This window comes from uncultured Paenalcaligenes sp. (assembly GCF_947630565.1).
GTDB lineage: Bacteria > Pseudomonadota > Gammaproteobacteria > Burkholderiales > Burkholderiaceae_B > Paenalcaligenes > Paenalcaligenes faecalis.
The window spans coordinates 1-5,711 of the sequence record NZ_CANRIC010000074.1 but is presented as its reverse complement, the minus strand read 5'-3'; the positions used below and the strand labels follow the sequence as shown (position 1 = coordinate 5,711).

General features: G+C 43.5%; 6 protein-coding genes and 1 other RNA gene. 3 read left to right on the top strand and 4 right to left on the bottom strand.

Annotation, left to right across the window (positions count from 1 at the left end; translation table 11 throughout):
* Positions 1-449 precede the first annotated feature (449 nt).
* Entirely contained in the window at positions 450-926 is a 477-nt protein-coding gene (locus Q0Z62_RS10400; protein ID WP_269901362.1) for an Lrp/AsnC family transcriptional regulator, read from the bottom strand.
* Positions 927-1,111: 185 nt separating this feature from the next.
* Between Q0Z62_RS10400 and hppD the strand changes: the two genes are divergently transcribed.
* Both hppD and Q0Z62_RS10390 read left to right on the top strand, forming a co-directional pair.
* Positions 1,112-2,224: a 4-hydroxyphenylpyruvate dioxygenase gene (gene hppD, locus Q0Z62_RS10395; protein ID WP_298054267.1), complete on the top strand. Its 1,113-nt coding sequence runs from the start codon at positions 1,112-1,114 to the stop codon at positions 2,222-2,224.
* 61 nt (positions 2,225-2,285) lie between these two features.
* Entirely contained in the window at positions 2,286-3,236 is a 951-nt protein-coding gene (locus Q0Z62_RS10390; protein ID WP_269901361.1) for a hypothetical protein, read from the top strand.
* Positions 3,237-3,238: 2 nt separating this feature from the next.
* Here Q0Z62_RS10390 and msrA read toward each other — a convergent pair whose 3' ends face one another.
* Positions 3,239-3,775: a peptide-methionine (S)-S-oxide reductase MsrA gene (gene msrA / locus Q0Z62_RS10385; RefSeq protein ID WP_298054265.1), complete on the bottom strand. Its 537-nt coding sequence runs from the start codon at positions 3,773-3,775 to the stop codon at positions 3,239-3,241.
* A 120-nt stretch (positions 3,776-3,895) separates the two neighbouring features.
* Here msrA and lgt point away from each other — a divergent pair, with 120 nt between their 5' ends.
* A complete protein-coding gene (lgt, locus tag Q0Z62_RS10380) occupies positions 3,896-4,696 on the top strand; it encodes a prolipoprotein diacylglyceryl transferase (protein WP_298054262.1) in 801 nt (266 codons plus the stop codon).
* On the opposite strand, the gene Q0Z62_RS10375 is transcribed toward lgt, so the two are convergent.
* A complete protein-coding gene (locus tag Q0Z62_RS10375; protein ID WP_298054258.1) occupies positions 4,650-5,375 on the bottom strand; it encodes an SIMPL domain-containing protein in 726 nt (241 codons plus the stop codon). The two genes, lgt and Q0Z62_RS10375, sit on opposite strands and share 47 nt — an antisense overlap.
* Positions 5,376-5,423: 48 nt before the next feature.
* Positions 5,424-5,613, bottom strand: a non-coding RNA gene (gene ssrS, locus Q0Z62_RS10370) — 6S RNA.
* Positions 5,614-5,711 lie beyond the last annotated feature (98 nt).

The following is a 5,711-nucleotide window of genomic DNA, read 5'->3' as shown; positions in this document are numbered from 1 at the left end:
ATGATTTAGATCTATACTGCGATCATCACGTTGCAATAAACTGCGTTGCGGTGATCAGCAAAGAAAGTAATTATGAAGCACTTCTGAGAAGTTGTCAAGCAATTTGTTTTAAACATTTTGTTGACTGGCTTTTAACTACTATCCAAACATAAAGATTAAATTATAAGGCAAATGAAATAATTTGCAAACAATTCATTTTAACCTTTAGGTTTGAAACCTTGCTTTCGAACAAGAGATAAATAGTAACTGAAGTAATAAAATTAAACAAGCTATTTATTCATCTTTTTCTTTTTGCTTTGCCCTAGGTAAAAACCCTATGATGCGCTGCGAAAGAGGAGTAACTATAGCACCCCATTTTTCAGATTGCAAGCTTTTTAACTAACAAAACGAATTACTCCTTTTTTGTACATTACCCTCTATATATAGAGGGGATGTATAAGGGGCTGTTGCTAGATGCTTAGCCCGACCCTTTCTTTTATATTTTGCATAGCAAAGCTGGACTTCATATCAACAACGCTAGGATGCTGCATTAACTTATCCATAGCAAAACGGGAGAACGCCTGTAAATCCTTTACTTGCACCCTAAGTAAATAATCCATATCACCTGACATCGCAAAGCACTCTACCACCTCTGGCCAAAGCTGGACATCTCGAGCAAAGTCAGACAGTGGAACTGTTTTTAATCGATGGCTTTTATCTAAGCGTATTGTGACATAAGCAATTAAGCCTAGGCCTACCTTATCAGCATCCACAACCGCTACGTATTTTCGGATATATCCCTGCTCTTCTAAACGTCGAACTCGTCTTAAGCAAGGACTAGGAGATAAAGAGACAAGATCAGCTAGCTCCTGATTGCTAAGCCGACCATTTCGCTGCAGCTCATGCAAAATCTGCTGATCGATACGATCTAAATCAATTTCAGACATAAGACCCCTTTTTTTGCTAGATATTAGCAGATTATGCCAAACCCTCCTCAGCTCGCCCACTATAACGCAATCGTACACCCACGCTTTATACGTAAAATAGGTATAAAGCTCGCAATTAATCATAGCCTATCAGGCCAAAAGCGACCCACCCTTATATATAAGCACCTAATAACAGCAAAGGACGCATCATGGAGACATTTACCCCCTGGGAAAACCCAATGGGCACATCGGGTTTTGAGTTTATCGAATACACCAGCGCAGAACCTGAAAAACTAGCACAAACGTTCGAAAGCTTAGGCTTCAAAGCCATTGCCAAGCATCGCCGTAAAAATGTCACTCTATATAGACAAGGCGATATTAATTTTCTTTTGAATGCCGAGCCCGACTCGTTCGCAAGTCGATTTGCTAATCGCCACGGCCCCTCTATCTGTGCAATAGCATTCCGAGTCGATGATGCTGCGTATGCGTATCAACGTGCCTTAGACTTAGGAGCATGGGGTATCGCATCGGGAAGTGGTCCGATGGAGCTAAATATTCCAGCCATTAAAGGGATTGGTGACTCTTTAATTTACCTAGTGGATCGCTGGAAAGGTAAAGATGGGCACAATGGGATTGGCGACATCAGCATTTATGATGTGGATTTCGCCCCCATTGACACAGCAACAGCATCTGAAGACGTACACCACCAAGGTGCTGGTCTTACCGTTATTGATCACTTAACTCATAACGTACATAAGGGCCGTATGGGTGAGTGGGCAAAATTCTATGAGCGACTATTTAATTTTAAGGAAGTTCGCTACTTTGATATAGAAGGCAAAGTCACTGGTGTCAAATCAAAAGCAATGACATCCCCGTGTGGCAATATCCGCATCCCCATTAATGAAGAAGGCACAGAAGAAAAAGGCCAAATTCAAGAGTACTTAGATATGTATGATGGTGAAGGCATTCAACATATAGCTCTAGGCAGCAGCAACATCTATGACAGTGTAGAAAACCTGCGTCAAGGAGGTCTTGTATTTTTAGACACGCCTGACACCTATTACGAACTATTAGATCAACGTATTCCTGATCACGGTGAAGATACCGAGCGCCTACAAAAAAATCGTATCTTGCTTGACGGTGCTCCTGGTGGCGGACTCTTGCTACAAATATTCACAGAAAACCAATTAGGCCCTATTTTCTTTGAGCTGATTCAACGCAAAGGAAATGAAGGCTTCGGCGAGGGTAATTTCAAAGCTCTTTTTGAGTCTATAGAACTAGACCAAATGCGACGTGGTGTGCTTAAAACAGTAGAGTAAATAGGAGTGCCTCCCCTACTCCACGGACTGCTACAATGCGAGCAAACATAAGGAGTAGGGGATGAAAAACTATGTAGTACAAATTGGGCAGCGTAGTTGGCGCATGTTTTTAACTGTGGCCAAAATTATGTTGCCCGTTTTATTTATTGTGCATTTTGCAGATCAAATTGGCTTAGTCACATGGTTAGCTCATACCATCGCCCCCATAATGGCTATGTTGTCACTTCCTCCAGAAGCGGGCATTGTTTGGGTAACAACCATTCTGACTAATATATATGGCGGTATGGCAACATTAGGGGCCCTGTCTGAAAATACAACCTTTACGACAGCACAACTCAGCGCTTTAGGTGCCATGATGCTGTTTGCCCATAATCTTCCCATGGAGCAATCTATTGCTCAACGGGCGGGTGCTAGCGCTGTCGTTACGGGGTTGTTACGTATAGGAGTCGCTATGATTTATGGCGGCTTTGTCGCCTGGATATTAAGCAAACTAAATCTGTTGGGCTCTCCGGTTGATCTGAGCTGGTTACGAGGTGAGATCACACAGCATCAATACGGCTTTTGGGGCTCTTGGTGGCCTTGGCTTCAAACCACTACGCGTACCCTCATAATGACTGCCCTCATTATTTTCTGTCTCGTGGTTATCTTAGATGTTTTAGGAAAGATAGGTTTTACAAACCTAGTAACTAAGCTGATGACGCCTATATTGCGTCTATCTGGTTTAGATGAGCGTGTGGCACCCGTTACTACAGTAGGTGTTTTATTAGGTTTGAGCTATGGTGGGGCTCTTATTATTGAGCAAGCTCAAAAAAATAACTTTGATGCGAAAACCAGATTGCTCGCTTTATCTTGGCTCTCATTATCACACTCGTTAATTGAGGACACCCTTTTGGTTGCTGCGTTAGGGGCCAATATTTGGGTGATTTTAGTGGGGCGTATCATTATCACTCTTATTGCTATGGCCATCATGGAGCTAATCCTACGCCGAATGAACTATGGTGTCTCAGGGTAGTCTTATTCCCCGTGGTCTTTAATTAATGCCTTATAAGTACGAGCAAACTCACGTAGTTTTGGCTGAATAACAGCCAAACTATAAGGAGCATTGAGATTACTCATGTAGTAACCAAAATGCTCATGCTCTGCAGGCCAAAAAACCTCTGCGGGGAGCAAGCGCGTCACAATCGGCTTTTGCAACTTTTTCTCTAAGTTTTCGATGTATTCTTTCGCCTGCTGTAGCTGTAATTTTGTTGTATAAAAAATAGCAGAAGCATACTGAGGACCTATGTCATTCCCCTGTCTGTTTAGTGTAGTAGGGTCATGTAGCGAAAAGAAAACCTCAAGTAAGGTATCAAAGCTAATTTTCTCAGCATCATAACGTACTTGCACAACCTCTATGTGGCCGGTGTCTTGATTACATACCTGTTCATAGGTTGGGTAGTGTGTTTTACCACCGCTGTAACCAGGGTGCACAAACGTCACCCCTTTTAGCGCAGCAAAGGCAGGCTCTGCACACCAGAAGCACCCGGCTCCGAATAAAACTGCCGCAGTCATATAGACTCCTTTTGTGTATGATCTGATAACTCTATTATTACGCTGTGCGTTCCAAAACATCAGCTTAACGCTAGCGCCACTATCACGCTATTTAGTATTTATACGGTAGGACGAATACCTATGTTACACCACCCTCAGTTTGACCCCATCGCCTTACAACTAGGGCCACTAGCTATACATTGGTACGGCCTTATGTATTTAGTTGGTTTTACGCTTGTTTGGTTATTGGGAAATCGTCGAATCAACCAAGGACTTGCACCTATAGATAAAAAAGGACTAGAAGACCTAATTTTCTACTGCGTTCTGGGCGTAGTCGTAGGCGGACGTCTTGGATATACCTTTTTTTATCAGCCTGACTACTACCTTCAACCTCAAAACTGGCTAAAAATAGTCTATGTCTGGGAAGGTGGCATGGCTTTTCACGGTGGCTTACTTGGCGTTCTAGCCGTTTTGGCGTGGTTTAGTCATCGTCGTCATATCCCTTTTTTTGCTCTAGGAGATTTCTTAGCACCGTTAATTCCCTTAGGTTTAGCAGCGGGTAGACTTGGAAACTTTATAAATGGCGAACTATGGGGTCGGACTACAGATCTACCGTGGGGAATGGTGTTCCCACAAGCTATGGATGGACTCGCACGCCACCCCTCTCAGCTTTATCAAATGGGCCTAGAGGGAATTAGCTTATTCTTAATCTTATGGTTTTTTTCTGCCAAGCCCCGTCCTCAAGGACAGGTTAGTGGCTTATTTTTAATAGGTTATGGTCTATTTAGATTTATTGCTGAGTTTAGCCGTGAGCCTGATGCCTTTTTAGGCTTACTTTGGGCGCAGCTGTCAATGGGACAGCTGCTTTCATTGCCAATGATGCTCTTGGGCGCGATTATTTTTTATCAAGCAAATAAATCGAACCATTCAAGCTCAAAGTAACATCCTCAGTACCACTATCAATGGGCAGCGCATCCGCCATCGATGGCGCTGCCGACATCATCACCATTTCGCTACGATAGGATTTAGGGCTGCGATATACCGCGCCACTACCCCCTAAATGCACCTCTTTAATCTGAAAAGAGCCATAGCCTAAGGCAGTAGACATGGCTTGGGCCCGTTGTCTAAACGCCTTAGCAGCCTCTGTCATCAAGTCTTTCTCTGCAGTATTACGCGTCTGCTTAGAGACCGTAAAACTCACGTTTGCCACTGGCATTTTATCTTGATATTTTGCAGCTAATTCTGAGGCGGCAGGCATATTGGTTGACTCAAGCAATAATTGTGATTGCCCTATCCACGCTGTCACCTTACCGTCCTTATCATGCTGTGGGCGCACATAATAATTACCACTACTTACTTTAACTACGTCTTGCCCTTTAGCGTCTTTCAAAATTGCTGAGACTGTTTCTGATAACTCTTTAGTGACTATCGCTTGCTCACTGCTCTGACGAGTCGCTTGTAAGGTAATAACAACGGTGTCTTGCTCAACCTCGGTATAAGCCTGAGCCTCTAGGTGTAACACGGGACCTTTTAATTCCTTAGCCTCATCCGCCAGTACCTGGGTTAGCGGTAACATCAAAAAGGCAGCCAAAACAGAACGGGATAATAAAGCAGTACGCATAGAGAAAAACTCCAAAGAAAAAGCCGGCATAAAGCCGGCTTTAGAAAGGGTTGCCCCACCTGTGGCGTCAAGGCCGGCATCCTGGGAACCGAGGGTTCACAAGGTGGTTGCTATCAAACAAGTTTCGGGTTCGCTAAACGAAGTAGCGAAGCACTCCTGCTTGTTAATCCAGCAACCTAAATGCCATAAGCATTGGTTCAAGGAATATATGGCCACGTCTCGCACACGGCAGGGACTTAAGCAATACTACAGCATCAGTTTAACAGATGCTGTAAGAATTCATTAGCGATTTAAATTATCAGCCGGACCTAAGACCGTATCCATTAATTTATGCAT